Source organism: Polynucleobacter sp. 39-46-10, assembly GCF_002282275.1.
The window spans coordinates 1-1,205 of record NZ_NCJB01000521.1; the positions used below are offsets into that span (position 1 = coordinate 1).

2 protein-coding genes and 1 pseudogene are annotated in these 1,205 nt (G+C 42.3%); all 3 read right to left on the reverse strand.

Features of this window, described 5'->3' with window-relative positions; genetic code table 11:
• Positions 1-433, reverse strand: a 433-nt coding sequence (locus tag B7X71_RS17365) for a hypothetical protein (protein WP_293601661.1), incomplete at its 3' end; no start/stop codon positions are given.
• A 46-nt stretch (positions 434-479) separates the two neighbouring features.
• Positions 480-869, reverse strand: a complete 390-nt coding sequence (locus B7X71_RS17370) for a tautomerase family protein (protein ID WP_293601662.1) — start codon at positions 867-869, stop codon at positions 480-482.
• Between the two features lie 41 nt (positions 870-910).
• Positions 911-1,205, reverse strand: a pseudogene (locus tag B7X71_RS17375) (AhpC/TSA family protein); the annotation flags it as partial.

Consider the following 1,205-nt stretch of genomic DNA (forward strand, 5'->3'; position numbering starts at 1 on the left):
AAATCAACATACTATTTACATCTTCTGGATTTTCTGTTTTTAAAAGGTAGAATGCGGCGCCATTAGGTTTTTTGATCCGACCAACTTCAATTTGTTGAGAACTAAACTCATCATTGTCTTTAATGGCGGGCCTGCTGCTGATATAGATATGATAGTCTGGCCCAGGGCTTGATCTAAAGTCCGCGCTTGATTGTAAAAATAATTGATTGCCTACCTTGACTAAGGACCATTCACCAGAGGAGTTGTGTATCAAGTCCTGCCCTTTTGCATTTTTGTCAATTTGTCCTCGCTTTAAGATGACGCCTTCAATCTTTTGATGCTCTTCCGTGCGAGCCCTCAGATCCTGAACGTGACCACGGATTGCATCGAGGATCTGCGCGCTTGCAGTTGGAATGAGTCCAACAAATAGAAAGCCGAGGAGTAATTTTTTCATATTGCCGGCATTACAAAATTGGCCGCATATCTAGATGTGAGCGTACTTAGTCTTTAGGTCCATATTGCATCTCACCATGACCAAACGACCAATTTTCTTTATTGACTTCTACTAAGTTAATAACAATATCTTCTGGTCGAATGTTAAGTTTCTCTACCACCCCATCACAGATGGCCTTATAGAATTTTTTCTTCAGCTCGGTGGTGCGGCCCTCATTCAGGGTTACCTGAATGAAAATAATGCCCTGCGAATATTCAATACCAAGATAGCTTTTAGGAACTACTAGTTCATTTGCATCATGTCTTGTAATGACCTGAAACTTATCGTCAGCAGGTACATTAATATGTTTCAGCATCACCTCGTAAACAATATCCCCAATTTTCTGGGCCACCCCCTCGGGATATTGCTTGCCTAAATCTATTCGCACAAATGGCATCTTTAGATCTCCTATTTTTAGATTGGCCAATCAATAATTGCTTATAAAGAACCGGTGTATTCACCACGCGCCGGATAATCTTTAGCCAAAGCAAAATCAATCGCGCCCAATAGGTCAGTAAAATTAGGGCGTGCAAAAGGCATAGTTTGGACGGCGCCGTAATAAAGCGATGTATCCGGTCTTACGATATAGACTGCTGGCTCTGAGAAGAGGGCGGGCTCTTCAATGCCAATCGATGTTAAACCACGTGAGGTACTGATATATAAACCCCATTGACGCGCAACATCCAAGCTTAATCCATAGCCCATTCGCAATTCAGGGGCGTTGAGCTTTTCA

Bases quoted from the DNA above. Each gene is read 5' to 3' on its own strand.
- B7X71_RS17370 (WP_293601662.1), bottom strand. From the start codon at position 869: ATGCCATTTGTGCGAATAGATTTAGGCAAGCAATATCCCGAGGGGGTG.